This window comes from Nocardia sp. NPDC046763 (assembly GCF_040645495.1).
In the GTDB taxonomy this organism is placed as follows: Bacteria; Actinomycetota; Actinomycetes; order Mycobacteriales; family Mycobacteriaceae; genus Nocardia.
In genome coordinates this window covers 1-2,702 of the sequence record NZ_JBEYYI010000082.1, presented here as the reverse complement: position 1 = coordinate 2,702, position 2,702 = coordinate 1, and the positions used below count along the sequence as shown (strand labels likewise).

2 protein-coding genes are annotated in these 2,702 nt (G+C 63.1%); one reads left to right on the top strand and one right to left on the bottom strand.

The window, feature by feature from the left end; all coding sequences use genetic code 11:
- Positions 1-359: 359 nt before the first annotated feature.
- The gene (locus tag ABZ909_RS43470; RefSeq protein ID WP_357012339.1) at positions 360-1,130 is read right to left on the bottom strand and encodes an alpha/beta hydrolase; all 771 of its coding nucleotides are present in this window, start codon (positions 1,128-1,130) and stop codon (positions 360-362) included.
- A gap of 272 nt (positions 1,131-1,402) precedes the next feature.
- On the opposite strand from ABZ909_RS43470, the gene ABZ909_RS43465 reads away from it, so the two are divergent.
- The gene (locus ABZ909_RS43465) at positions 1,403-2,341 is read left to right on the top strand and encodes a GntR family transcriptional regulator (RefSeq protein ID WP_357012337.1); all 939 of its coding nucleotides are present in this window, start codon (positions 1,403-1,405) and stop codon (positions 2,339-2,341) included.
- Positions 2,342-2,702: the final 361 nt, after the last annotated feature.

Sequence of the window (2,702 nt, the reverse complement as noted above, 5' to 3'; positions counted from 1 at the left end):
CTGGTTGCACGAGGACGGCAATCCCCGGCAGTGGTTTCGATACGAGATCGACTGCTGATCGACCGCCGCTACACCACTGCGCAGCTATGCGGTCGACACTGAGGTTATTGCCCGAACGTTCTGATCTGTAGTGCACATTTAGAACGGTCGGGTTGGCCGTATTGGCGCGAAATTGCTGTTCTACAGGGGAATGTGCGGGACTGCACCGGTCGCACGGAACTCGGCAGTAGCTGACGTTCCGCTGGCCTCGGATCCACACGGCCAGTTGATCTTCCGATGCCTGGGCTTGCCGGTTCGGTCAGCGCGGTATGCGGCAATTGAGGACGTTCGCTGATCGTTGGATCTTCGCGGATCCGAGGTCACTGTCTCCTGATCGTGGTGTCCGTTCGTGCGTGCGTGGCGAAGAACTGTAGAACCGTGGTGGTGATCTGTTCGGGTGTCTTCTCGGGTGCGAAGTGATCGAGTGTTGGAAACGCCGAGATCTCGCAGTCGGGGATCGTGGCTCCAAGTTGTGTGAGGGCGAGGATTTGCCGACTGGTGCGGCGCCCCTTCCCGTGCATGATCAGGGTGTTCGCGGTGATCTCGTGGTAGTCGGAGAGGCGAGCGTCGAGGTGGCCGACCTCGATGTGCTCGTTGACCGCTTGGGGCATCAGTGCGAGGTTCTGCTCCATCTCGATGTGAGGGATGGCGTGCCGCAGGATGATCCGCAGGAACCAGCGTGGGATTCGTCCTGTCTGGCTGGGGTTGATTCCGCGGATGAACGTGAGGAATGCCTCGAAGTTGTTGCCCGCGGCGAGCTCTCGGCGTGCTCGGTCGGTCCAGTCGGTCGGGATCGACTTATCGACCGATACGCCGGGCTCGTAGACGGCCACAGCGTCGAACGCCGGGTTTGCGCATGCGGCACGCAGAGCCACCAGTCCGCCGAAGCTGTGTCCGAAGATCAGTCGCGCATCGGTTCGCGCGCGTATCGCCTCGATGTCGGCACATTCTGAGGCGATGCTGTAGCGATCGCCCTGCGGGCCACTGTCGCCACGGCCCCGCCGCTGCACGACGTGCACGGTATGCCGGGCAGCCAGGAGTTCGGCGAGAGCGCCGAGGTCGAATGCTGTCGCGAGTGCGCCGGGCACCACGATGACATCGGGTCCTTCACCGACGCTGAGATATTCGACGGCGGTGCCGTCGGCCGATCTCACGACTTGGACGATCGGATCGAACATGCTCTGTCACTCCCTACATTCCTCGCGATTCAGGCCCTGTCAGGCCGACGTTTACAATGTATGCAGATCGGCTCAATTGGGCTGCTGAGCGCGGCATCACAGTAGTGCACTCAAGTATTCATGCAGTTCAAGAGCGACAGGCGATCAACGAAACATGCTGACCGCACTAGTGCACTTGGAGGGTCGTGACGGACCGAGCGCTCTACTTACGGATCGCCGACGAGATCGCGGATGAAATCCGCAGCGGTCGACTGACCGACGGCCAGCCGGTCCCCTCGACCCGGCAGATCGTCCGAGACTGGGGCGTCGCGATGGCCACCGCCACCAAAGTTATCAACGCTTTGCGGACCGCCGGCCTCGTCGAGACGAAGCCCGGCAGCGGGACCGTCGTGCGACCGCGCGAGCAGTGCCCGGCTGGTACGTCGCGTTCCGGAGTCGCCGAACCCGCACGGCACGCTGTGCTGACCCGGCACGAGATCTGCGATGCCGCAGTGCAGATCGCCGATGCGGAGGGGCTGGGCTTCGTCACGATGCGGCGAGTGGCCGCCGCCGTGGGGGTCTCCACGATGGCCCTCTACCGTCACATTCCGAACCGCAACGACCTGACCGTACAGATGGCCGACAGCGTCTTCGCCTCGATCCGGATTCCGCCGATCCCGGTGACCGACTGGCGGCAACGTCTCGACTCCGGTGCGCATCTGCTGTGGACGGTGTTCAACCGGCACCCGTGGGCAGCCGAGGTGTTGTCTGTCTCGCGGCCGCAGCAGATGCCCAACCTGCTGCCCATCGTCGAGTGGTCCCTCAGCACGCTACGCGCGATGGGATTCGACGCCCACGACATGATGTGCACCCACATCAACCTGTTCGGACATGTCCGCGCCATGGCACTCGTCCTGCTCGCCGAATCACAAGCCCAAGCCGACACCGGGATGTCGGCCGACGACTGGATGCGTCACCGGGCAGGCAGCCGCCAGCGGCAGCCGACCAGCACCGGCCATCCCGGAATCGACTACGTCACCCGCGAGCAGTTCGACTTCAACCTCGACACAGTCTTCGAGTACGGCTTGCAGCGCATTCTCGACGGCATCGACGCCCACCACCGCACTCTCGGACTCGCGACCTGAACAAGTGAAACCACCTCTACCGAATCAGAATTCGATCCCCCCAAACACGCGACATTCGGCAGAAGAGGACGTTCAGCCGGCCTCAGATGGCCACGGCCAGTTGATCTTCCGTCGCCCCGCGCCGGCCGGTTCGGTCAGCGCGGTATGCGGCAGAAGAGTACGTTCGGTGCTGCTCGGCTGTCGGGGTGTGGCGTACCGCAGGACAGTTGAGAGTTCAGAGCACGTCATGACAGGCTGAACAGTATGGACTGGCGAGCCGACAGCCAGGAACTCTGGGCGTTCCTGGAATCATTGCAGGGCGGCGAGATCCTTTCCGGCACTGTCACGGCGATTGAGCGCTTCGGCGTCTTCGTTACCTTGG